This window comes from Streptomyces sp. NPDC028711 (assembly GCF_055565415.1).
This window is the reverse complement of record NZ_JBVHUJ010000012.1, coordinates 264,204-286,892: the sequence shown is the minus strand read 5'-3', so window position 1 is coordinate 286,892 and position 22,689 is coordinate 264,204. Positions and strand designations below refer to the sequence as shown.

Here is a 22,689-nt window from a genome sequence, read left to right as displayed (position 1 = left end):
CGTGACGACGGCAAGCACCGCAGCCGACGTGGCGCGGGCCGAGAAGGCCCCCGCCACGGACGGCGCGTCCCGCACCGGTTCCTCCCTCGGCTATCTCCGTCACGCGGCGGGGAAGCTGGGCGGCGCGCTCGTCTCCCTCTTCGCCGTCCTGGTCACCAGCTTCTTCCTCTTCCGGATCATCCCCGGTGACCCGGTGAAGGCGATGACGCACGGCGTGCCCACGTCCGCCGAACAGCTCGCCACCCTGAGGCGTCAGTTCGGGCTCGATCTGCCGCTGTGGCAGCAGTTCACCGACTACTGCGCCAAGGCGCTCAGCGGCGACCTGGGCACCTCGTTCCAGTTCCGTGCCCCCGTCGGCGAGCTGATCGCGGAGAAGCTCCCGGCGACCCTGCTGCTCACCGGGGTCGCCGTGGTGATCTACTCGGCGCTCGGGCTCTGGCTCGGCACCCGCTCGGCCTGGCGGCACGGCGGTCTCGGCGACAGGCTGAACACCGGAATCGCGCTGACCCTGTGGTCGGTGCCCTCCTTCTGGCTCGGGCTGCTGCTGATCATCGTGTTCTCCGTGGGCATGGGTCCGATCCCGGGACTCTTCCCGACCGGCGGCATGGAGTCGGGGACCGGCGAGACCGGTTTCGCGTACGTCCTCGACGTCGCCCACCATCTGGTGCTGCCCGTCGTCACGCTCGTGGCCGTCGGCTACGCGCAGACCCTGCTCGTGATGCGGTCCTCGCTGCTCGACGAGATGGGCGGCGACTATCTGACCACCGCGCGGGCGAAGGGGCTGCGCGACGACGCCGTGCGCCGCCGGCACGCCGTGCCGAACGCGCTCCTGCCGACCGTCACCATGTTCTTCATCAACCTGGGCCACGTGGCCGCCGGTTCGATCCTGGTGGAGACGGTGTTCTCCTGGCCGGGGCTCGGCGGGCTGTTCTACCAGGCGCTGAGCGTGCCCGATCTGCCGCTGGTCCAGGGCCTTTTCGTGGTCTTCGCCGGAGCGATGATCGTGATGAACCTGATCGCCGACCTGCTCTATCCGCTGCTCGACCCCCGGGTGGGCCGATGACCTCCACGCAACCGACGGGCGGCCGGTCGACGTCGTCACTGACCTGGGAACGCCGCCGGAACACGATGGCCCGCTTCTGGAAGGCGTACCGCACGCACCGGGCCGGGCTCCTCGGCCTCGCGGGCCTCGCCCTGATCGCGCTGCTCGCGCTCGCCGCCCCGCTGCTCGTCGGCGCCGACGTGCAGTCGGTGACGAAGGCCCCCGGCACGGCCCTGGAGGCGCCCAGCCTCGAATTCCCGCTCGGCACCGACCAGTTCGGGCGCTCGCTGCTCGGCCTGCTGATCTGGGGAGCGCGGATCTCGCTGCTCGTGGGGCTGCTCGCGGCGGGCCTCTCGGTCGCCATCGGCACCCTCGTGGGCATCATCGCCGGACACTACGGCGGCTGGTTCTCGACCGTCGTCATGCGGATCACCGACTGGTTCCTGGTGATGCCGGCCCTCGTCCTCGCGATCGTGCTCGCCACCGTCATGTCCCGGTCGATGTGGACGGTGGTCCTGGCGATCGGCGTGACCTCCTGGCCGACCACCGCCCGCCTGGTCCGGGCCCAGACGATCGCGGTCGAGTCCCGCCCGTACATCGAGCGGGCGACCGCGCTCGGCGGCGGACACGGGCACATCATGAGCAAGCACGTGCTGCCCAACGTGATGCCGCTCGTCCTCGCGCAGACCACGCTCGGCATCTCCACGGCCATCCTCACCGAGGCGACCCTCGCCTTCCTGGGGCTCGGCGATCCGACGGTGGTCTCCTGGGGCGGGATGCTCCAGGACGCGCGCGAGGCGGGTGCCGTCTCCTCCGGGCACTGGTGGTACCTGGCCCCGCCCGGCATCGCCATCGCCCTGGTCGCGCTCGCCTTCACGCTGTGCGGCCGCGCGGTGGAGTCCGTGCTCAACCCGAAGCTGGGGGTGGGGCGATGAGCCTCCTGGAAGTACGGGACCTCAGAGTGACGTACGGGTCCGGCGCGGCCGCCGTGCCCGCCGTGCGCGGGGTCGACCTGACCCTGGAGGCGGGCAGCAAGCTGGGCGTGGCGGGCGAGTCCGGATGCGGCAAGTCCACGCTCGCGCTCGCGCTGCTCCGGCTGCTCCCGGCCTCCGCGCGGATCGAGGGCCGGATCCTGCTCGACGGCGACGACGTCCTCGCCATGACCTGGGGGCGCCTCAGGGCCGTGCGCTGGGCGGGCACCTCGATCGTCTTCCAGGGCGCGATGCACTCGCTCAACGCGGTGCACCGGATCGGGGACCAGATCGCCGAACCGCTGCTCGTCCACGGCCACGCGACCCCGGCGGCGGCCCGCAGGCGCGCGGGCGAGCTGCTCGAACACGTCGGTCTGCCCGCCGCGCGGGCGGCCGCCTATCCGCACGAGCTCTCCGGCGGGCAGCGGCAGCGCGTGATGATCGCGATGGCCCTCGCCTGCGATCCCCGGCTGATCGTCGCGGACGAGCCGACGACCGCGCTCGACGTGATGATCCAGGCGCAGATCCTGCGGCTGATCGAGCGGCTCGTCGCCGAGCAGTCCATCAGCCTGCTGATGATCAGCCACGACCTCGCGGTCCTCGCCGACACCTGCGACCGGCTCGCCGTGATGTACGCGGGCCGGGTCGTCGAGGAGGGTCCCGCGCGGGCGGTGTACGAGGCCGCCCACCACCCCTACGGGCGCGCGCTGTCCTCGGCGTTCCCGCGCGTCGGGGACCTCGCGTCCCGGCGGGCTCCGCGCGGCCTGCCGGGTGACCCGCCGGACCCGGCGGAGCTGCCCGGGGGCTGCGCCTTCCATCCGCGCTGCCCGGTGGCGGTGGACGCCTGCGGGACGAGCGACCAGGAACTGCGGGAGGCGGGCGCGGGTCACCGGGCCGCCTGCGTCCATGTGGGGAGTACGTCATGAGTACGGAGACATCCGCGGGGCCGCTGCTCTCGGCGCGCGGGCTGCACGTCGCCTTCCCCGGGCGGCGGGGCGCGCCGACCGCGCGCGCGGTCGACGGGGTGGACCTGGACATCGGCGCGGGTGAGATCGTGGCGCTCGTCGGGGAGTCGGGGTGCGGCAAGACGACGCTCGCGCGTTCGCTGCTCGGCCTCGTGCGGCCCACGTCGGGGACGGTCGCCTTCGACGGGCAGCCGCTCGGGTACTCCTCCGGGGCCCTCAGGGCCTACCGGAAGCGGGCGCAGCTGGTGCTCCAGGACCCGAGCGGTTCGCTGAACCCCCGGCACACCGTGTACGACGCGGTGGCGGAGGGGCTGCGGATCCACGGGGTCCACCGGTCGGAGCGCGACGAGCGGGAGGCGGTCGCCGGGGCGCTCGCGCGGGCCGGGCTGCGACCCCCGGAGCGATTCTTCCTGCGCTATCCGCACGAGCTGTCCGGTGGCCAGCGGCAGCGGGTGGTCATCGCGGGGGCGCTGGTCCTGGAGCCCGAACTCATCGTCGCGGACGAGCCGGTGGCCTCCCTCGACGCGTCCGTACGGGGCGAGATCCTGGCGCTGCTGCTTCGCCTGCGCGACGAACTCGGGCTCTCCGCGCTCGTGGTGACCCATGATCTGGGGCTCGCGTGGAACATCGCGGACCGGGTGGCGGTGATGTACCTGGGGCGGGTCGTGGAGACCGGCACGGTCGAGTCCGTACTGACCCGGCCCCAACACCCGTACACCCGCGCGCTGTTGTCGGTGCTGCCGGAGTCCGGGGGCGCTCCGGTGGTGCTGACCGGTGAGCCCCCGGATCCGTCCCGCATCCCTTCCGGGTGCCGCTTCCACGCCCGCTGTCAGGTCCTCGCCTCCGGCGAGGCGGCGGCGGTCGCGGACCGCTGCCGGGGCGAGGGCCTGCCGGTCCTGGGCGGCGGCGGGACACAGGAGGTGGCCTGCCACTGGGTGACGCGGCAGGCCGTGGTCTGAGCCGGTCGGGCTCAGCGGACGCCGGGCTCCTCGGCGGGCTCGGCGGCCGCGTCCACCGGTGCGGGCCGGCCGACGGCGTACCCCGGCTCGGCGGGCTCGGCCGGGACGCCGTCCTGCCCGGCCGGCTTGGCCTCCGTGGGCCCCTCGGGCTTGGCTTCCGTGGGCCCCTCGGGCTTGCCGGGCTTGCCGGGCCCCGAGGGCTTGGCCGCGCCGTCCTCGGGTGCCGCCTTCGGCAGGATCTCGCACGCGCTGATGGACGTACGGGTGGAGACCGACTTCACCGTGCAGGTGTCCTTGCCGACACCGGCGTCGACGGAGCCCCAGTGCGGGCCGACGGTCAGGACCGCGCCGCCGGGTCCGCTGATGCTGTCGTCGCCGGGTCCGGCCTGGATCATGCCGCCGGACTCGGGGCCGAGGGCCGCCGCCTCGATGGTGTCGGCCTCGCTGCCGCCGAGGACCCGGCCGGAGAAGTCGATCGTGCCGACCTTGATGGTGTCGACGCCGTCGTTGCCGGTGACGATGCCGCCGCCCCGGTTGAACTTGCCGGGCGCGCCGGTGACCGAGCCGGTGGTGATCTTGTCGTCGCCGTCGTCGCCGTGGACGACCGCGCCGTGCTCGGCGCCGTCGCCCGAGACGGTGGCGACCTTGATGATGTCGTTGCCCCGGTTGCCCCGGACCATGCTGGAGGCGTTCTGGGGCACGAGGTGCTTGGCGCGGATGACGTCGTCGCCCTCGCCGCCCATCACGGCCGAGTCGATGACCAGGCCGCGCACCTCGATCATGTCGTTCCCGTCGCCGCCCCAGACGGTGACGTTCTCCAGGTCGCTGTCGCAGAAGATGTTGTCGTCGCGGTTCGTGCCGCTGACGATCTCGCCGGGCGGGGCGGCGACGCCGTTCACCCAGCACTGGTGCATGGGCACCCGGACCGCGTGGGGCGCGGACGCCTGGGCGGGTGCGCCGGCGAGCGAGGCGGCGGCCGCTCCGGCGACCAGCGCGGTGAGCGCGGCGGAGCCTCGCAGGGCCTTCGGGCGCCTGCTGCGGGGGGAGGGTGGCGTGGCGGACATGGCTCTCCTCTGCTGGGGCGGTTCGTGGGTTCGCCGGACGCGGCGTCCGGGGTCGTCACGGGGCTCATACGCGTACGTGTGCACGTACGGGGTGGTCGGCGCTCGGCGCTCAGGCGGCCGTACGGGACGGCTGGAGCGGCGGCGAGTAGCCCACGATGCGGCGGGTCCCGAGGTTCGGCTCGGAGGTGACCGGGGCGTTCGTCCACCGCCCGAGGCACATCTCGGCGGTGATCCCGGGGCCGAAGCCGGCGAGGATGCCCCGCGCGCCCTCGGGCTGACCGCCCTCCTCGAAGAGCCGGCGGACGGCGTCCAGGACGACGGCACTGGCGATGTTGCCGTACTCCGTGAGCGTGGCGCGGCTGAACCGGAAGGCCTCAGGGGGCACTTCGAGGAAGCGGCTCAGGTCGTCGAGGATGCGCGGCCCGCCCGCGTGGATGATGTAGAAGTCCAGCTTCCCGGCGTCCCAGCCGTGCTCTCCCGCGACCTCGCGGAGCGCCGGGGCGAGCGGCTCCATCGTGCCGGGCACCCGCTTGTCGAGCAGGAAGTGGAAGCCGGTGGCGCGGACGCTGTAGGCGATCCAGTCCTCGGTGTCGGGCACGAGGTGGGAGCTGTTGCGCTCCAGGGCGATCCCGGTGCCGCCCCGGCCGCGGACCACGGCGGCGGCGACGGCGTCGCCGAAGAGGCCGTTGGAGAGCAGCGAGCCGACGCCGAGGTCGGTGGGCTGGTAGCAGAGCGAGCAGAACTCGCAGGCCACGATGAGGACGTTGGCGTCGGGGTAGGCGGTGCAGAAGTCGTGCGCCCGGTTGATCGCCGCTCCGCCGGCGGCGCAGCCGAGCTGCGCGATGGGGAGCTGGCGGGTGTGGCTGGGGAAGCCCATCGTGTTGATCATCCAGGCGGTCAGGGACGGCATCATGAAGCCCGTGCACGAGACGTAGACGATCATGTCGATGTCCGCCGGGCGCAGCGCCGCGTTGTCCAGGGCCTCCCGGACGACGCCCGGGACGCGGGCCTTGGCCTCTGCCTCGTAGCGGATGTTGCGTTCCTCGAAGCCTGGATGCTTCAGGGTCTCCTCGATGGGCTGGACGATGTGTCTCCTGGTCACCCCGGTGTTGCCGATCAGGCGTAGGGCCAGGGCCAGTTGAGGATGCCCCGCATGGTGTGAGCGGGCGAGGTCGAGGGTCTCCTCCATCGTGATCACGTGCTCGGGCACGGACACCGCGGGCTTGCACAAAGTCACCACGACACTCGCTCCTTCGTCTCGTTCGCGTGAACTGCCGCCCACACTCACCCGGTGATCGCGACCCCGCAACCGCGAGCGCCACCGGACGCCTACGCTGGGTGAGGGGCGGGACCTCCGGAGGGTGCTCCGTTCAGGGGGCTGTCGGCGCTCGGCGGATCGCCGCCGTCCGCCGCCGGGAACAGCCACCACATGACCTCCGAGACGACCGCCGAACCAGCGTCAGAAGCGACACCCTCCGAACGGACGACCGCCGGGCCCCCGCCGCCCCCGCCCGCCCGTACCTGGGCCGTCGACGACCTCCCCGCCCTCACCTTCGACCCGCTGCTCACCGAACTCCTCGACAAGGAGCCCGTCGCCCGCATCCGGCTGCCGTTCACCGCGGAGAACGAGGCCTGGCTGGTGACGCGGTACGAGGACGTGCGCGCGGTGACCTCCGACCCCCGGTTCAGCCGGACGGCGCTGCTCGAACGGCAGGTCACCAAGATGACCGGCCACATGGTGGCCTCGAAGGCGGCCCTCAACTACGCCGATCCGCCGTACCACACCCAGCTGCGCAAGGCCGTGACCAAGGCGTTCACCGGACAGAGCACCAAACGGCTGCGTCCGCTCGCCCAGGCGAGCGCCGACCGCTTCCTGGACGCCATGGAGGCGGCCGGCCGGCCCGCCGACCTGATGAAGCACCTGCACGGCCCGCTGCCGATGGCGGTGGTGTGCGACCTGCTCGGCGTCCCCGAGGAGGACCGGGCGGAGCTGGCCTCCTGGCCCGACCTCATCCTGTCCTCGGGACCCGGCCCGGAGAGCAGCCGGGCCGCCAAGGCCCAGATCCACGGCTATGTCACCCGGCTGCTCGACCGGCGGCTCGCCGAGCCGCAGGACGATCTGGCGGGGGTGCTCGCCGAGTCCCTCGCGGAAGGCAGGATCAACGCCGACGAGGCCGTCTCCCTGGCCATGGCCATCCTGATCAGCGGCGCCCACGCCGTACGGAACAACAGCGCCAACATGGTCTACGTACTGCTCACCCGGCCGGAGCTCGCGGACCGGCTGCGCGCCGAGCCCGAGCTGCTCCCCCAGGCCGTGGACGAGCTGCTGCGGTGGATCCCGCACCGGAACGGGGTCGGGCTCCCGCGGATCGCGACGGAGGACGTCGAGATCGGCGGGGTGCTGATCCGGGCGGGTGAGGCGGTGTACGCCTCCTACCTCGCGGCCAACCGCGACCCGGAGGCCTTCGAGGACCCGCACACCCTCGACTTCGACCGGGAGGGCATCGGGCACGTCTCCTTCGGGCACGGACCGCACCACTGCATGGGCGCCATGCTCACCCGCATGGAGTCCGAGGTGATGCTTTCGACGCTGCTGCGCCGCTATCCGGAGCTGCGGCTCGCGGGGAGCCCCGAGGACGTGGTGTGGCAGTCGAAGGGGCTGATCCGCGGTCCGAAGGAGCTCTTCGTCACCTGGTGAGCGGTTTCGTCATCCGGTGAGCGGTACGGGGAGGGCGGCGGCCGGGCTCAGGCCCCCGGGTGCTCCCGGTCGTACGCCTCCGTGAGCTCCCGGCAGCGCTTCACGTCGCCCGCCATCGCCAGGAGCAGATCGTCCAGGGTGTCGAACTTCAGCATCCCCCGCACGTACTCCAGGAAGTCCACGGCCACGTGCAGCCCGTACAGGTCGAGGCCCTCGCGGTCGATCGCGTACGCCTCGACCGTCCGCTCCGTGCCGTCGAACTGCGGGTTCGTGCCGACCGAGATCGCCGCCGGCATCCGCTCCCCCGCCGCCGTCAGCCAGCCCGCGTAGACGCCGTCCGCCGGGATCGCCGTGTGCGGCAGGGTCTCGACGTTGGCCGTCGGGAAGCCGAGCTCGCGGCCGCGCTGCGCGCCGCGGACCACGATGCCCTCGACCCTGTGCGGGCGGCCGAGGATCTCGGCCGCCCCCGCCATGTCGCCCTCGGCGACGAGCCGGCGGGTGAGCGTGGAGGAGAAGGGCCGGCCGCCGCCCGCCGTGCCGCTGACGAACAGGTCGATGACCTCGACCTCGTAGTCGTAGGTGGCGCCGAGCTCGGTGAGGAAGGCGACGTCTCCGGCGGCCCGGTGTCCGAAGCGGAAGTTGGGGCCCTCGATGACGGCCTTGGCGTGCAGCTTGTCGACGAGCACCTTGACGATGAAGTCGGCCGGGGACAGCTGGGAGAACTCGGCGGTGAACGGCAGTACGAGCACCGCGTCCACACCGAGGCCGGCCATCAGCTCGGCGCGCCGGTGGTGCGGGGCGAGCAGCGGCGGGTGGCTGCCGGGCCGCACGACCTCGGAGGGGTGGGGGTCGAAAGTGACCACGACGGCGGGGACGCCGAGTTCCCGGGCGCGCTCGACGGCCCGCCCGATGATCAGCTGGTGCCCGCGGTGCACACCGTCGTAGGAGCCGATGGTGACAACACTGCGCCCCCAGTCCTGGGGGATGTCCTCCAAGCCACGCCAGCGCTGCACTGTGACCGCTCCTCGTCCGCCTGTTCGCCGATTACGCAGGTCTAAGACTGCCATGCCCACGGCCGTCGGTTCGCATCGGCATGGAAGTGCCGTGGGTCCGCAGCGCCTGGAGGGTCTCGGGACCCAGCAGCGGCACCCAGTCGCCGGGGGAGGCGACCGTCCAGCGGGCGAGCAGCGCGGCGAAGTGGGGCCGGGCGCGGGCGAGTCCCGCGAGGGCCGGGTCGAGCCGCCCGGCGCCCTCGGGGGTACGCGCCCACAGGGTGCCGGCCCGGTGGGTGAGCTCCCGCGTGCGGGGCTCGCTGCGGAACTCGGAGCCCTCGGCCGCGGCTGTCAGGAGGGCCTCCAGGACGCTCAGCTCCCCCGCCTCTGCCTCGTACCGCTCATGGGCGAGGAGTACGTCGAGCAGTTCGGCCCGCAGGTGGCGGGAGGCGCCGGTGCCGGGGGCCGCGAGGACGGGGGCGAGCGCGCGGCGGACGGGGGCGGGGCGGCCCCGGATCAAGCCGGTGACCAGCGGGTGGAGCACGGCCCTGGCCGCCGGGCCGTCCTCGAACCGGCGGTCGACGAAGTCGGCCACGTGCCCCGCGCCCTCGGGGTGGCGGGCGACGTAGTCGCGGACGAGGGCGGCGATCCGGCGGGCGAGGGCGGGCGTGTCGACCTCGGCGAGGGCCCGCAGGGCGGCGGCCGGCACCTCGCCCGCACCGCGCAGCCGGGCCCCGAGGGCGGCGAGCACCGGTCCGGGGTCGGTGGGAAGCGCGTCGGCGAGGGCGCTCGCCGGCACCCCGGGTTCGGCGAGGGCCCGGGGCAGATGGCGGGCGCGGCTGTCCGGGTCCCGGATCAGGAGGCCGAGGGCGGCTCCGTGGAGGGCCTGGTCACCGGGGCGGGCGAGCAGGGCGAGAGCGGCGTAGCGGAGGAGCTCCCGGTCGGCGGAGGTGGTGGTGTGTCCGGCGACCAGGTGTCCGTACGCGGCGGCGGCGACGCGCCGCTCCGGGCGCCCGTCGTCGTGGGCCCACCGGTCGACGGCCCGGCAGACGGCGGCGGGCTCGTCCTCGGCGAGGGCGGCGAGCAGACCTTCGGCGAGCGGATGGGCGGTGGAGACGAGCGCCTCGCACAGGTCGTCGACGGCGAGCGCCCGATGGGTGTGCAGCAGGGCCTGGGCGGCGGTGGCGACGGTGGCGTGCGGCGCGGCGGGGAGGGGCCGGTCGTCACCGAACCAGCGACAGAGGAGCGGCTGGACGCCCCGGGGGTCGGCGACGAGCATCCGCGCGACGGCGTCGAGAAACCGATCGCGTCCGGTCTGGTGGCCGGTGTGGCCGGTCGCGTGGCCGGTCCCACGGTCGGGCTCTCGGCCGACCCCGTCGCCGACCTCGTGGCCGGTCTCACGGCCGGGCGGCGGATCCGCCGGCACGAGTCGCCGTAGCAGGTCGATCCGCTCGTCCTCGCCGAGCGGGAGCGCCAGCCAGAACGCGGTGCCGAAGGCGGCGAAGACCGGACGGCGTCCGGTCCTGCCGCCGATCCGGTCGGCGAGCGAGCGGAGGACGGGCAGGTACGGCCGGGGGTCCCCCACCCGCCGCACGGTCTCCCCGAACAGCCGCGCGGCCCACCAGACGGCACCGGCGTACGGGTGGGACGCGGGCGGATCCCCGGGCCTCGTGTCCTCGTCGGCGAAGCGGTCGAGGGAGTCGACGAGGGCCGCGAGGTGCGGGGCCAGGGCGGCCGGTCCCTGTTCGCGGTGGAGGCGCAGCATCGCCTGGAGTACGGGGCCGATGCGGTGCCGTGGAACGGGCAGCCGGCCGGACCCCGGTGCCGGTTCCCCGGCGGTGCGCTGCCGGGGGACGTCGGCGCCGGGCCCAGGGAGGGACAGGTGGTCCCCCACCGGTGAGCGCAGCCCGGCCCCCGTGTCCGGCTCCGGGTGCCCCGGGCGGGGAGCGCCCTCCGGAGGCGGCGCGCCCCCGTGGCGGCTGTGGACCAGCGCGTGCAGCGCCGCGTCCAGGTCCAGGTGGGCCGCCTGCACCCAGTCGGCGAGCTCCTCGTGGGCGAACCGGTAGCCGGAGCCCGCAGGGACGAGCAGGCCCTCGGTGAGGACGGCGGAGGCCCAGCCGTCCCGCCAGGGGAAGAGTTCCTCGAAGGAGGAGCGGTCGAGGACGCCGTGCCCCGGCCCGAGGCACCGCCGGGCCGCCTCGTGGACCTGCCCGGTCACGCGCGCGGCGAGCCGCCGTACGGCCGTCCCCCGGACGAGTGGCCGGGAGCCCGCCGCGATCCGGACGGCGATCCGCAGACACAGGAGGTCGAGGTAGGCGGTGAAGATCTCCTCGCGACCCGGCCGCCCCGGTACGTCCGCCGGGAGCGCGGCCCGTACCTCGGCGAGCAGCCGCAGGGCGAGCGGGTGCCGGGCGTCGGCCTCGGCGAGGTCCGTCTCCCGGAGGCCGTATCCCTCGCGTACAGCCTGCGCCTCCGTCGCGGAGTACGGCCCGAGAACGAGGGCGGGAGGCGGTCCGACCTCGGGCCCGCCCCCAGGTGCGCCCCCGGGCCCGCCCGCAGCTCCGCCCCCGGAGCCGCCGGCCGGCCGGTGCGGTGCGTCCGGGGTGTAGAGGGCGCCGGCCAGTTCCCAGTGCTCGGGGCGGCAGGCGGTGACGAGGTGGACGTGGTGGGCGCGGAGCCAGCCCTCGGTGGCCGCCGTCCACTCGGCGAGCCGGTGGGCGAGGAGCGGGGGCATCTCCTCGGGGCCGTCGAGGACGACGAGGAGCGGCCGGCCGGCCTCGTGGGCGAGGGCCGCGGCCCGTTCCGGGGTCACGGCGGTGGTGTCGCCGAGTGCACCGGAGGCCGCGACGATACGGCCCGCCTGGTGCAGGGCGCGGCCGACGGCGTCGGCGACCGAGCGGTCGTCGGCGCGCAGGTCGGCGCCGCGCAGCCGGACGGTGGGGGCGGGTGCGACACCCCGGGCCCGGCGGGCACAGAGGGCGGCGAGCGCCGTGGTGCGTCCGGTGCCGGGGGCGCCGACGAGCGCGAGGACGGGCGAGTCTCCCGCGGTGAACCGGGCGAACTCGCGGACGCACGCGGGACGTTCGACGGGCTCGGGCCAGGGGCCGGGTTCCCGTACCGGCCCGCCGGACGTGGCGGTCAGTTCCAGGATTCCGGCGAGGTTGAGGTCGGGTCCGTAGGCGGGGACGGTCGCCGCGTTGCGCCGGAGCAGGGCGGTGAGGGGGCCTTCGGGCCGGAGCGGCACCGCGTACCCGGCGGCTTCGCGGTCGCCGTGCAGGGCGGTGCCGAGAACGGCGAGGACGGTGCCGGTGGCGGTGTCGAGGACGGGGCCGCCTGCGGCCTCTCCGCCGCGGCGGAGGGCCTCGGCGCCCTCGGTGCCGATAGCGAGTTCGAGGGCGTCGGCGAGGGAGTGGAACCGGTCGGCCGCGGCGTACGTGACGGCGGCGGGGCCGAGTACGCGCGCCTCGCGCCAGCCGTGGGCGGCGATCCGTACGTAGGTTCCGGGTTCGATCTCGGTGCGGGTCGCGAGCGGCAGCGGGCGGACGCCGAGTCCCTCGGTCCGTACGAGGGCGAGTCCGCTCTCCGGCAGGGACGTGACCGCCTCGGCCTCGGCGAGCCAGCTCCGGTCGCCGGGGGCGTGCAGCAGGACACGGCTGAGCCCGTCGACGGCTTCGTGGCTGGTGACGACCGTTCCGTGGTGGTCGGCGAGGAATCCGGTGCCGCGCGGCCGGCCCGCCAGATCGCAGATCCGTACCAGCGTCGCCAGGTCCCCGCGTCCCATGGTGTCGACGGTAGGTCAGCGGGTGATCACCTGAAGGCGCTCATGGGCGAACGCGCCCCCTGGCACTCCCCCGTTCACTCCGAGCGCCTCCCCGATGGGGTGATTCCGCGGCGTTCCGCCGGACAGGCTCTCCCGGGGGAACGACGTGGGGCGGGCACGCGCGCGTGCCCGCCCCACCGGGAGCCTTGAAACCCCGTATCAGCCGAAGACGGCGAGGCTCTTGGCCTTGCCCCGCTGGTCCTCGACGAGGGCGAGAAGCGTCCCGTCGGGTCCGTAGACCGCGACCGGACCCGCCGGGTACTCCGGCATCTCCAGGCGGACGCCGTTGAGCAGCAGCTTGGCCCGCTTCTCGTCGACGTCCCACCGGGGGAACGCCGCCGTGGCCGCGTCGGCGACCGGCATGACCGTGAGCTCCTCCTGGAGCTGGTCGAGCGTCTTCGCCGAGTCCAGCTTGTACGGGCCGACCCGGGTGCGGCGCAGCGCGGTCAGGTGCCCGCCCACGCCGAGCCCGGCGCCGAGGTCCCGGGCGAGCGCCCGGATGTACGTACCGGAGGAGCAGACGACGGAGACGACCAGGTCGACGACGGGGGTGCCGTCCTCTGCGGTCGCCTCGCGGACGTCGTACACCTGGAAGGAGGAGACGGTGACCGGGCGGGCCGGGATCTCGAACTCCTCGCCGCCGCGCACCCGCGCGTACGACCTCTTGCCGTCGATCTTGATGGCCGAGACCTTCGACGGGACCTGCATGATCGCGCCGGTCAGTTCGGCGACGCCCGCGTCGATGCCCTCACGGGTGACCTTCGAAGCGTCGACCGACGCCGTGATCTCGCCCTCGGCGTCGTCGGTGATCGTCGTCTGGCCCAGCCGGATGGTGCCCAGGTACTCCTTCTCGGTCAGCGCGAGGTGACCGAGAAGCTTGGTCGCCCGCTCCACGCCGAGGACGAGGACGCCGGTGGCCATGGGGTCGAGCGTGCCGGCGTGGCCGACGCGGCGGGTCTTCGCGATCCCGCGCATCTTGGCCACGACGTCGTGCGAGGTGAAGCCCGACGGCTTGTCGACGATGACAAGGCCGTCGGGGGTCTTTGCTGCGTTGCTCATTCGGCGGCTTCGTCCTCGCCCGGCTTCTTGTAGGGGTCGGCCTCGCCCGCGAAGGTGGCGCCCGAGGACGCCTCCCGCACCTGGGCGTCGATGGCCCGCGCCTTGTCGAGGAGGTTCTCGATGGTCTTGGCGTTCTCCGGGAGGGCGTCGGCCACGAAGGCCAGCGTCGGGGTGAACTTGGTCCCGGCCGCACGGCCCACGGCCGAGCGGAGGATGCCCTTGGCGCTCTCCAGGCCGGCGGCGGCGCTGGCCCGCTCCTCGTCGTCGCCGTAGACCGTGTAGAAGACCGTGGCCTCCCGCAGGTCGCCGGTGACGCGGGTGTCCGTGATGGTCACGTGCGTACCCAGGCGGGGGTCCTTGATGCCGCGCTGCAGCTTCTCGGCGACCACCTCCCGGATGAGGTCTGCCAGCTTCTTCGCCCGCGCGTTGTCGGCCACTGGTCCTTCTCCTTCTTCGCCTTGCTCAAATCAGTCTTCATCAGTGTGGAGCCTGCGGCGCACCGACAGCAGCTCCACCTCGGGGCGGGCGGCGACGAGCCGCTCGCACCGGTCCAGTACGTCGCTGAGGTGCCCCGGCTCCCCCGACACCATCGCGACGCCGATCTCGACCCGCCGATGGAGGTTCTGGCCGCTGACCTCCGCCACGCTCACCGCGAACTTCCGCTGGAGCTCCGCGACGATCGGCTTGACCACGGAACGTTTCTCCTTCAACGAACGTACGTCGCCGAGGAGCAGATCGAAGGACAGTGTCCCCACATACATGTGTGTCCGGATGTCCCGCCGGTTCGGGTTCGGTGTGCCCGCCGACCACTCGGCGGGGACACCGGAAACCGTACACGCAACGGCCGGGGCCGATCGACGGAATACTTTCCGCCGACCGGCCCCGGCTCACTGCTGCGATCGGACGCGATCAGGCGCGCGGCTTCTCGCGCATCTCGTACGTCGCGATGACGTCGTCGATCTTGATGTCGTTGAAGTTTCCGAGGTTGATACCGCCCTCGAAGCCTTCGCGGATCTCGGTGACGTCGTCCTTGAAGCGGCGCAGACCGTGGATCGTGAGGTCCTCGGCGACAACCTTGCCGTCGCGGATGAGGCGCGCCTTGGTGTTGCGCTTGACCTCGCCCGAGCGGATGAGGACACCGGCGATGTTGCCCAGCTTGGACGAGCGGAAGACCTCGCGGATCTCCGCCGTACCGAGCTCGACCTCTTCGTACTCCGGCTTGAGGAGGCCCTTGAGCGCCGCCTCGATCTCCTCGATCGCCTGGTAGATGACCGAGTAGTACCGGACGTCGACGCCCTCGCGCTCCGCCATCTGCGCGGCACGGCCGGCCGCACGGACGTTGTAGCCGATGACGATGGCGTCGGAGCCCATGGCCAGGTCGATGTCCGACTCGGTGACCGCACCCACACCGCGGTGCAGGACACGGATGTCGACCTCTTCGCCGACGTCGAGCTGGAGCAGCGAGGCCTCGAGGGCCTCGACCGCACCGGACGCGTCGCCCTTGATGATGAGGTTGAGTTCCTGGACGAGACCGGCCTTGAGCACCTTGTCGAGGTCCTCGAGGGACACCCGGCGGACGCGCTTGGCGAAGGCGGCGTTGCGCTCACGCGCAGCGCGCTTCTCGGCGATCTGGCGCGCCGTACGGTCCTCGTCGACCACCAGGAGGTTGTCGCCGGCACCCGGCACGTTGGTCAGACCGAGCACCAGGACGGGAGTCGACGGGGTCGCCTCCTCGACGTTGTTGCCCTTGTCGTCGAGCATCGCCCGGACGCGGCCGTACGCGTCGCCGACCACCACGGTGTCGCCGATGCGCAGCGTTCCGCGCTGGACCAGGACGGTCGAGACGGCACCACGACCACGGTCGAGGTGGGACTCGATCGCGATGCCCTGCGCGTCCTGGTTCGGGTTGGCCCGCAGGTCGAGCGAGGCGTCGGCGGTGAGGACGACGGCCTCGAGCAGGGAGTCGATGTGCAGACCCTGCTTGGCGGAGATGTCGACGAACATCGTGTCGCCGCCGTACTCCTCGGCCACCAGACCGAACTCGGTCAGCTGACCGCGGACCTTGGTCGGGTCGGCACCCTCGACGTCGATCTTGTTGACCGCGACGACGATCGGGACGCCGGCGGCCTTGGCGTGGTTGAGCGCCTCGATCGTCTGCGGCATGACGCCGTCGTTGGCCGCGACCACGAGGATCGCGATGTCGGTCGACTTCGCACCACGGGCACGCATGGCGGTGAACGCCTCGTGACCCGGGGTGTCGATGAAGGTGATGCGACGCTCTTCGCCGTTGACCTCGGTACCCACCTGGTAGGCACCGATGTGCTGGGTGATGCCACCGGCCTCGCCCGCGACGACGTTCGTCTTGCGGATCGCGTCGAGAAGTCGGGTCTTACCGTGGTCGACGTGACCCATGACGGTGACGACCGGCGGACGGGAGACCAGAGCCTCTTCGCCGCCCTCGTCCTCGCCGAACTCGATGTCGAAGGACTCGAGGAGCTCGCGGTCCTCTTCCTCCGGCGAGACGATCTGAACGGTGTAGTTCATCTCCTCGCCGAGCATCGTCAGCGTGTCGTCGGAGACGGACTGCGTGGCCGTGACCATCTCACCGAGGTTCATCATCACCGCGACGAGCGACGCCGGGTTGGCGCCGATCTTCTCGGCGAAGTCGGTGAGGGAGGCGCCGCGCGACAGACGAATGACCTCGCCGCCACCGCGGGGAAGCATCACGCCGCCCACGGACGGGGCCTGCATGGCCTCGTACTCCTGGCGCCTCTGACGCTTCGACTTGCGACCACGACGCGCGGGACCGCCGGGGCGACCGAAGGCGCCCTGCGTGCCACCACGTCCACCGGGACCGCCGGGACGGCCACCGAAGCCACCGGGACGACCACCGAAGCCGCCGCCACCGCCGCCGGGACCACCCGGACGACCGCCGCCGCCACCGGGACCACCGGGACGACCGGCGAAGCCGCCGCCGCCACCGCCGGGACCGGCCGGACGACCGGCGAAGCCGGGACGACCGCCGCCGCCACCGCCGGGACCACTCGGACGGCCACCGGGGCCACCGGGACCACGGCCACCGCCGCCAGGACCGGGACGCGGGCCGGCAGCGGGACGCTGCGGCATCATGCCCGGGTTGGGACGGTTACCGCCGGGCGCGCCGCCCGGACGGGGAGCCTGCGGACGAGGCATCCCACCGGGGGTGGGACGAGCGCCGCCGCCGGCGCCGGGGCCGCCAGAACGCTGTGCGCCGCCGGGGCCACCCTGCGGACGCGGGGCGCCCGGAACGGCACCGGGGCCGCCGGGACGAGGAGCGCCGCCACCGGGACGGGGCGTCTGCGGACGCGCCATGCCGGTGGAGCCACCCGAGGTGAACGGGTTGTTGCCGGGACGCGGACCGGCCGGACGGGCACCGCCCGGACGGGGAGCGCCCTGACCCTGCGGTCGCGGAGCACCCTGCCCCTGCGGGCGGGGCGCCTGCTGGCCCGGACGGGCCGGACGCTCGCCGGCGGGGCGGGACCCCTGGGCGGCGCCACCGGAGCGCTGACCGGCGGCCGGAGCCGACGGAGGCGCGGTGAACTCGGGGGCGGCCGGAGCCGGCGTGACCGGCTTGGGCGCGGGCTTCGGGCCCGGGCGGGGGCCCGAGGCGGCCGGAGCCGGAGAGGGGGTGCTGCTCGCGGGCGCGGCCGGAGTGACCGGGGCCGGCGCCGCAGGCGCGGCGGGGGCCGGCTTGGGGGCCGGGGCGCCGGGCTTCGGAGCAGCGGGACGTGCTGCGGCGGCCGGAGACGGCGCCGCGGGGGAGGGCGCCGCCTTGCGGGGCGCGCCGGGCTTGGCAGGGGACTTGCCGGCGTTGCCACCGGGGCCCTGCAAAGCGTCAGTCAACTTGCGCACGACCGGCGCCTCGATCGTCGAGGACGCCGAACGGACGAATTCACCGAGTTCTTGGAGCTTGGCCATGACGACCTTGCTCTCCACACCGAACTCCTTGGCGAGTTCGTATACCCGGACCTTAGCCACTTTGCTCCTTTGTGAGGTCCGGTTACCGCCGGACCGTCGCTACTTCATGGGCGTACTCATCGCGTACTCATCGAGTGCTCATCGCAATCTCGACCTACTTCCAACTCGCGAGGTACCTGACCGCACGGTTTTCCGTGCCGTACTTCTTGTTCACTGCGGTGCCGACCGCTCGACGTGGTGACGCAGTTCCGTGGTGTCGAGCGGGCCCTGGACCTTGAAGGCCCTCGGCAACGCCCGGCGACGGACCGCCAGGTCGAGACAGACCACGGCGGGGTGCAGGTACGCACCCCGGCCGGGCAGCGTACCGCGATGATCAGGAACGCACTCGTCCTTGTTCACCACGATCCGCAGCAGATCGCTCTTGGCCGCTCGCTCCCGGCATCCCACACAGGTTCGCTCAGGGCACGCGCAGGCATGCGTCCGGCCAGACACTATTAAGTCTACCTCCCCGCGCCGACCTCACCTGTTCGGGGCAAGAATCGAACACTTGATGGCCAAAAACGGTCTCAGTCCTCGGGGCCGCTCGGCTCCGTGTCCGGCCGGATGTCGATCCGCCAGCCGGTGAGGCGCGCGGCGAGACGGGCGTTCTGCCCCTCCTTGCCGATCGCGAGCGACAGCTGGTAGTCCGGCACCGTCACCCGCGCGGAGCGGGCGGCCATGTCGACGATCTCGACCCGGGAGACCCGCGCCGGGGACAGCGCGTTCGCCACCATCTCGGCAGGGTCGTCCGACCAGTCGACGATGTCGATCTTCTCGCCGAGCAGCTCCGCCATCACGTTACGGACACGGCTGCCCATCGGGCCGATGCAGGCGCCCTTGGGGTTCAGGCCCGAACGGGTGGAGCGGACGGCGATCTTCGTACGGTGACCGGCCTCACGGGCGATGGCCGAGATCTCGACCGAGCCGTCGGCGATCTCCGGCACCTCGAGGGCGAAGAGCTTCTTCACCAGATTGGGGTGGGTGCGCGAAAGGGTGACGGACGGACCGCGGACACCCTTCGCCACCCGGACGACGTACGTCCGCAGCCGCAGACCGTGCGTGTACTCCTCGCCCGGCACCTGCTCCTGCACCGGCAGGATGGCCTCCAGCTTGTCGTCCAGACGGACCAGGACGTTCTTCGGGTCCTTGCCCTGCTGCACCACACCGGCGACGACATCGCCCTCACGGCGCGCGTACTCGCCGAACGTCACGTCGTTCTCGGCGTCGCGCAGCCGCTGCTGGATGACCTGGCGGGCGGTGCTCGCCGCGATCCGGCCGAAGTCGGACGGGGTGTCGTCGAAGTCCTTGGGCTCCTGGCCCTCCTCCAGATCGGAGGGGTCTTCCTTCGCCCACACCGTCACGTGACCGGTGGCCCGGTCCAGCTCCACGCGCGCGTGGCGGCGGGCGTCGGGGGTGCGGTGGTAGGCGATGAGGAGGGCCGACTCGATCGCCTCGACCAGCAGGTCGAAGGAGATCTCCTTCTCATGCGCCAAGCCCTTGAGCAGCTTCACGTCGATGTCCACGGCTACGCCTCCTCTTCCTTCTTGTCCTTGCGGTTGAACTCGAGCTCGACACGCGCCTTGACGACGTCGGCGAACGCGACCCGGCGGGCGGTGGGCTTGCGCCCCTTCACGCCCGGCACTTCGAGGTCGAGGCCGTCCTCGTCCACGGCGATGATGCGCGCGACCAGCTCTTCGTCGGCACCGTCGGCGTTCAGCTGGAGCTTGACCAGCCGGCCGGTGGCCCGCTCGTAGTGGCGGATCTGCGTCAGGGGGCGGTCCGCGCCGGGGGAGCTGACTTCGAGGACGTACTCGCCCTCGCCCATCGCGTCGGTCTCGTCGAGCTTCTCGGAGATCGCGCGGCTCAGCTCGGCACAGGCGTCCAGTTCCACGCCCTCGTCCGCATCGACGACGATCCTCAGCAGTCCGCGGCGGCCGGCCCGGGAGACCTCGATCTCTTCCAGATCCAGGCCCTTCGCGTGGACCAGCGGCTCCACGAGTCCGCGCAGCCTGTCGCTCTGGGTGGTGCTCATCCGGGTGACTCCTCGGCCGCGTGTGCTGTTGTGTGTTCGTCGCGTGTCAGACCAAAGGGTATCCGGTCCCGGAGGGTGTTGCCGTCCACCGCCCCGGGGCCCGCGGGTACGCTCGCCTGCGGTGATCCGACGATCTTCGACGACATACCACGGCTGAGGGAGAGAGCGTGACGACGACGGGCAGGCGCGCCCTCCTGACAGCGGGTGTCTCGGCCGCCGCCGCGGCGGCCCTCGCGGGCTGCACCTCGGAGGATCCCGGGCCCCGGAAGCCGAGCGCGGCCGAAAGGGAGGCCGAACGGGTGGCGCGCGCCGAGGCGGCGCTGCGACTCCGCTCCGTGACCGCCTCCCGGACCCTCCTCGAACGGTACGACGCGGCGCTCGCCGCCCATCCCGCCCTGGCGCCCCGGCTGACCCCGCTGCGGCTCTCGGTGGCGGCGCACGTGAAGGCCCTCGGCGAGGGCGGTACGGCGGTGAGGCCCGCGACGGCCTCCCCGACCGCCGCGCCGACTCAGGCCGCGCCCTCCCCGGCGCCCGTACCCGTCGCGGCCGACCCCCGGGCCGCGCTGACGGACCTTGCGGCGGCCGAGCGCACTGCTTCCGACGCGCACACCGCCGCCCTGCTCACCGCCCCGCCCGAGTACGCCCGGCTGCTCGCCTCCGTGGCCGCCGCCGGCGCCGCGCACGCCTATCTGCTGACCGAAGGAGCACGGGCATGAGCGCCCTCGACGCGACCCAGGCCGCGCTGGCCGCCGAGCACGCGGCGGTGTACGGGTACGGGGTCGTCGGCGGCCGGATCGGTACGGAGCGACGGGCCGAGGCCACCGCCGCGTACGAGGCGCACCGGGCGCGCCGGGACGCCCTGCGCAGGGCCGTACGCGATCTCGGCGGCTCGCCGGTGGTGGCGGCGGCCGCGTACGGGCTGCCGTTCCGGGTCGCGGACGCGGCCGGTGCCGCGCGTCTCGCGGCCGTCCTGGAGGACCGGGTGGCCGGGGTGTACTCCGACCTGGTCCGGGCCTCCGAGGGCCCGCGACGGCGCGAGGCGGCCGCCGCGCTGAGGGAGGCGGCGGTACGGGCCGTCCGCTGGCGCGGCAGCGACGTAACCTTTCCTGGGCTCGCCGAGCGGGCATGAGCCCCGCCCCCGACCGAAGGAACAACGCACGTATGGGTTTCGAACCGCCGCAGCGACTGACGAAGGCGCTCGGTGAGACGTACGGGGACGCCGCCGCCACCGAGTGGCTCGGGACCCTGCCCGCCCTCGCCGACCAGGTGCTCGACCGGGCGTCCCTCGACGCCGAGCGGGTGATGGCGCCCGGCGGGCGGAGCAGCCTCGTCGTGCTCGTCCGGCGGTCCGACGGCACTCCGGCCGCGCTCAAGATCGCACCCCCCTTCGCCCGGCCGGACCGGGAGCGGGAGGCGCTCGCGCACTGGAACGGCTGGGGCGCGGTCCAGCTCCTCGACGAGGCCGGGGAGGGCGCGCTCGTCCTCGAACGGCTGCATCCCGAGGTCTCGCTGCGCTCGCTGCCGGAGGCCAAGGCGCTTCTGGAGGCGGCGGGGACCGTCCGCAAGCTGTGGGTCGAGCCGCCGGCGGAGCACGGCTTCGAGACGGTGACCGAGCGGACCGCCCGGCAGGCCTCGGTGATGGAGGCCCACCTGGGGGACGGTTCGACCGGGGACCTGGCGGCGGCGGCGCTCGCGGCGCGCGGGGAGCTGGTGGCCGGGGCCTCCGAGACGGTGCTGCTGCACGGGAACTTCCGGCAGGGCAAGGTCCTGGCCGGGGACCGGGCGCCCTGGCTCGCCGTCGGCCCCGAGCCGCTGGTGGGCGAGCGGGCGTATGACCTGGCCCGGCTCGTACGGGACCGGGTCGAGGACCTGGTGGCCGCCTCGTCGGGCGCGTCGGCGGCCCGGCGCCGGGTCAACAAACTGGCCGACTCCCTGGACCTGGACCGGGAGAGGCTGCGCGGCTGGACCCTGTTCCGCGCGGTCGAGTCGGGCACCCGGGCGCTGACGGCGGGGCGGCGGCAGGACGCCGAGCTGCTCCTGGAGTTCGCGAGCTGGCTGTAGGGGAATACCCTTTTTGTACCGTTCGCCGGTTGGCGGCGTTCGGCGGCTCGACACTCCAGGGGGCCGTGATGATCGAAGAGCTGCTGATGGCGGCGGCCGGCGCGGGCGCGGCGATCGCGGTCTACGTGGGCGCCGCGATGCGCGTGGTGAAGCAGTACGAGCGCGGCGTGGTCTTCCGCTTCGGCCGGCTGCGTGACGACGTGCGCACGCCCGGCCTCACGATGATCGTTCCCGCGGTGGACCGCCTGCACAAGGTGAACATGCAGATCGTGACGATGCCCGTGCCCGCGCAGGAGGGCATCACCCGGGACAACGTGACGGTCCGGGTCGACGCCGTCGTCTACTTCAAGGTCGTCGACGCGGCCGAGGCGCTCGTCCGGGTCGAGGACTACAAGTTCGCCGTCTCGCAGATGGCGCAGACCTCGCTGCGCTCGATCATCGGCAAGAGCGACCTCGACGACCTGCTGTCCAACCGGGAGAAGCTCAACCAGGGGCTCGAACTGATGCTGGACTCCCCCGCCATCGGCTGGGGCGTGCAGATCGACCGGGTCGAGATCAAGGACGTGTCCCTGCCGGAGACGATGAAGCGCTCGATGGCCCGGCAGGCGGAGGCGGACCGGGAGCGGCGGGCCCGGGTGATCAACGCGGACGCCGAGCTCCAGGCGTCGAAGAAGCTGTCGGAGGCGGCGGAGGTCATGTCCGCGCAGCCGGCGGCGCTTCAGCTGCGGCTGTTGCAGACGGTGATGGCGGTGTCGGCCGAGAAGAACTCGACGCTGGTGCTCCCGATCCCGGTCGAGCTGCTCCGGTTCCTGGAACGGGCGACACCGGGGGCGGGGCACGGGGGCCATGCCGAGATGATGCCCCCGCACGCGATGCCGCCGCCGGTGCCGCCGAGGTCGGCGGCGTATCTGGCGGGGCGGGCGGACGCGGAGGACGCGATCGAGGACCTGACGGGAACGTCGGTGGAACCTGCGGTACACCGCGAGGAGGAGGGCGGCTGACGCGATTGCGGTGGTTGCGGGCGTCTGGT

The 22,689-nt window shown here is 73.2% G+C and carries 20 protein-coding genes; 9 read left to right on the top strand and 11 right to left on the bottom strand.

Going from position 1 to position 22,689, the window contains the following annotated elements:
• Window position 1 precedes the first annotated feature (1 nt).
• From ACZ4VK_RS31285 to ACZ4VK_RS31270, 4 genes are read left to right on the top strand one after another with little or no spacing between them, the layout of a single operon-like run.
• Window positions 2–1,063 (top strand): ABC transporter permease, encoded by a 1,062-nt coding sequence (locus ACZ4VK_RS31285; protein WP_468359452.1) that lies wholly within the window; start codon window positions 2–4, stop codon window positions 1,061–1,063.
• Window positions 1,060–1,977 (top strand): ABC transporter permease, encoded by a 918-nt coding sequence (locus ACZ4VK_RS31280; RefSeq protein ID WP_468359449.1) that lies wholly within the window; start codon window positions 1,060–1,062, stop codon window positions 1,975–1,977. Before ACZ4VK_RS31285 ends, ACZ4VK_RS31280 begins: the two co-directional genes overlap by 4 nt.
• Complete coding sequence (locus ACZ4VK_RS31275; RefSeq protein WP_468359446.1) at window positions 1,974–2,939, top strand: ABC transporter ATP-binding protein; 966 nt, start codon at window positions 1,974–1,976, stop codon at window positions 2,937–2,939. The genes ACZ4VK_RS31280 and ACZ4VK_RS31275 overlap by 4 nt, the downstream gene beginning before the upstream one ends.
• Window positions 2,936–3,937 (top strand): ABC transporter ATP-binding protein, encoded by a 1,002-nt coding sequence (locus tag ACZ4VK_RS31270; RefSeq protein WP_468359444.1) that lies wholly within the window; start codon window positions 2,936–2,938, stop codon window positions 3,935–3,937. The genes ACZ4VK_RS31275 and ACZ4VK_RS31270 overlap by 4 nt, the downstream gene beginning before the upstream one ends.
• 11 nt (window positions 3,938–3,948) lie before the next feature.
• Here ACZ4VK_RS31270 and ACZ4VK_RS31265 read toward each other — a convergent pair whose 3' ends face one another.
• Complete coding sequence (locus ACZ4VK_RS31265; RefSeq protein WP_468359441.1) at window positions 3,949–5,001, bottom strand: hypothetical protein; 1,053 nt, start codon at window positions 4,999–5,001, stop codon at window positions 3,949–3,951.
• A 109-nt stretch (window positions 5,002–5,110) separates the two neighbouring features.
• The gene (locus ACZ4VK_RS31260; RefSeq protein ID WP_468359438.1) at window positions 5,111–6,241 is read right to left on the bottom strand and encodes a type III polyketide synthase; all 1,131 of its coding nucleotides are present in this window, start codon (window positions 6,239–6,241) and stop codon (window positions 5,111–5,113) included.
• Between the two features lie 189 nt (window positions 6,242–6,430).
• On the opposite strand from ACZ4VK_RS31260, the gene ACZ4VK_RS31255 reads away from it, so the two are divergent.
• Window positions 6,431–7,699: a cytochrome P450 gene (locus tag ACZ4VK_RS31255; RefSeq protein ID WP_468359435.1), complete on the top strand. Its 1,269-nt coding sequence runs from the start codon at window positions 6,431–6,433 to the stop codon at window positions 7,697–7,699.
• Window positions 7,700–7,746: 47 nt separating this feature from the next.
• On the opposite strand, the gene ACZ4VK_RS31250 is transcribed toward ACZ4VK_RS31255, so the two are convergent.
• From ACZ4VK_RS31250 to rimP, 9 genes are all read right to left on the bottom strand, one after another.
• A complete protein-coding gene (locus tag ACZ4VK_RS31250) occupies window positions 7,747–8,712 on the bottom strand; it encodes a bifunctional riboflavin kinase/FAD synthetase (protein ID WP_468359432.1) in 966 nt (321 codons plus the stop codon).
• Between the two features lie 31 nt (window positions 8,713–8,743).
• Window positions 8,744–12,472 (bottom strand): trypsin-like peptidase domain-containing protein, encoded by a 3,729-nt coding sequence (locus ACZ4VK_RS31245; RefSeq protein WP_468359429.1) that lies wholly within the window; start codon window positions 12,470–12,472, stop codon window positions 8,744–8,746.
• A gap of 198 nt (window positions 12,473–12,670) precedes the next feature.
• Complete coding sequence (gene truB / locus ACZ4VK_RS31240; protein ID WP_468359426.1) at window positions 12,671–13,570, bottom strand: tRNA pseudouridine(55) synthase TruB; 900 nt, start codon at window positions 13,568–13,570, stop codon at window positions 12,671–12,673.
• Window positions 13,567–14,007: a 30S ribosome-binding factor RbfA gene (gene rbfA, locus ACZ4VK_RS31235; RefSeq protein WP_403606069.1), complete on the bottom strand. Its 441-nt coding sequence runs from the start codon at window positions 14,005–14,007 to the stop codon at window positions 13,567–13,569. The genes truB and rbfA overlap by 4 nt, the downstream gene beginning before the upstream one ends.
• Window positions 14,008–14,037: 30 nt before the next feature.
• Window positions 14,038–14,331, bottom strand: coding sequence for a DUF503 domain-containing protein (locus tag ACZ4VK_RS31230; RefSeq protein ID WP_389684098.1), 294 nt, complete (start codon window positions 14,329–14,331; stop codon window positions 14,038–14,040).
• Window positions 14,332–14,479: 148 nt separating this feature from the next.
• Entirely contained in the window at window positions 14,480–17,587 is a 3,108-nt protein-coding gene (infB, locus tag ACZ4VK_RS31225; protein WP_468359421.1) for a translation initiation factor IF-2, read from the bottom strand.
• Window positions 17,588–17,737: 150 nt separating this feature from the next.
• Window positions 17,738–18,019 (bottom strand): YlxR family protein, encoded by a 282-nt coding sequence (locus ACZ4VK_RS31220; RefSeq protein ID WP_468359419.1) that lies wholly within the window; start codon window positions 18,017–18,019, stop codon window positions 17,738–17,740.
• Window positions 18,020–18,093: 74 nt separating this feature from the next.
• Complete coding sequence (gene nusA / locus ACZ4VK_RS31215) at window positions 18,094–19,089, bottom strand: transcription termination factor NusA (protein WP_468359416.1); 996 nt, start codon at window positions 19,087–19,089, stop codon at window positions 18,094–18,096.
• Window positions 19,090–19,091: 2 nt separating this feature from the next.
• Complete coding sequence (rimP, locus tag ACZ4VK_RS31210; protein WP_468359414.1) at window positions 19,092–19,598, bottom strand: ribosome maturation factor RimP; 507 nt, start codon at window positions 19,596–19,598, stop codon at window positions 19,092–19,094.
• A gap of 167 nt (window positions 19,599–19,765) precedes the next feature.
• On the opposite strand from rimP, the gene ACZ4VK_RS31205 reads away from it, so the two are divergent.
• The 4 genes from ACZ4VK_RS31205 to ACZ4VK_RS31190 all read left to right on the top strand — a co-directional run bounded on the left by ACZ4VK_RS31205 (window position 19,766) and on the right by ACZ4VK_RS31190 (window position 22,660).
• Window positions 19,766–20,314 carry a hypothetical protein gene (locus tag ACZ4VK_RS31205; protein WP_468359412.1) on the top strand — a complete coding sequence of 183 codons (549 nt, stop codon included), beginning with the start codon at window positions 19,766–19,768 and terminating at the stop codon, window positions 20,312–20,314.
• Window positions 20,311–20,727, top strand: coding sequence for a DUF4439 domain-containing protein (locus ACZ4VK_RS31200; protein WP_468359409.1), 417 nt, complete (start codon window positions 20,311–20,313; stop codon window positions 20,725–20,727). The genes ACZ4VK_RS31205 and ACZ4VK_RS31200 overlap by 4 nt, the downstream gene beginning before the upstream one ends.
• 32 nt (window positions 20,728–20,759) lie before the next feature.
• Window positions 20,760–21,659 carry an aminoglycoside phosphotransferase family protein gene (locus ACZ4VK_RS31195; protein ID WP_468359407.1) on the top strand — a complete coding sequence of 300 codons (900 nt, stop codon included), beginning with the start codon at window positions 20,760–20,762 and terminating at the stop codon, window positions 21,657–21,659.
• A gap of 68 nt (window positions 21,660–21,727) precedes the next feature.
• On the top strand, window positions 21,728–22,660 hold the full coding sequence (locus ACZ4VK_RS31190) for a slipin family protein (protein WP_468359404.1): 933 nt from the start codon (window positions 21,728–21,730) through the stop codon (window positions 22,658–22,660).
• The last annotated feature ends 29 nt before the right edge of the window (window positions 22,661–22,689 follow it).